Source organism: Aquirufa salirivi (genome assembly GCF_045310485.1).
Lineage (GTDB): Bacteria > Bacteroidota > Bacteroidia > Cytophagales > Spirosomataceae > Aquirufa > Aquirufa salirivi.
Genome location: NZ_JBEWZH010000033.1, coordinates 1 through 495, shown reverse-complemented (window position 1 = coordinate 495; position 495 = coordinate 1). Strand labels below are relative to the sequence as shown.

The window sequence follows — 495 nt, the reverse complement described above, 5'->3', positions numbered from 1 at the left end:
GAACCGTGAGTGGTTTAGGTTCAGGAGGTACTAATGTATTGAATCAAGTGGGTGATTTTACCAGCGGTGTGGCTAATTTAACCACCGATGGAATGATCTATACGGGAACATCAGGTTCAGGAACCTTCACCTTTACACCCGCATCAGGAACTGCAGCAACAAGCTCTAGCATTACAATGAATGCTGGAGCAGCGACTAAATTAGTAGTCACTGGAACAGGAACACAAACAGCAGGAGGATCACAGACTGTCACAGTAACTGCCAAAGATGCGAGTGGGAATACAGCCACGACCTATACAGGAGCTAAAAGCATTACTTTCTCAGGCGCATTAGCTTCACCTAGTCCGGCCACGACACCAACGGTAGCGGGAACCAACTTTGGAACAGCCACTAGCATGACATTCACAGCAGGTGTAGCAACAGGATCCATGATCTTGTACAAAGCAGAAGCTGCTGCGGTGAATGCCACAGATGGAACCATCAATTCCAATACAG

At 47.5% G+C, this 495-nt stretch carries 1 protein-coding gene; it reads left to right on the top strand.

From position 1 onward, the window contains the following. The coding region (locus U0R11_RS13560; protein WP_406752370.1) for a hypothetical protein at positions 1 to 495 on the top strand (495 nt) is incomplete at both ends.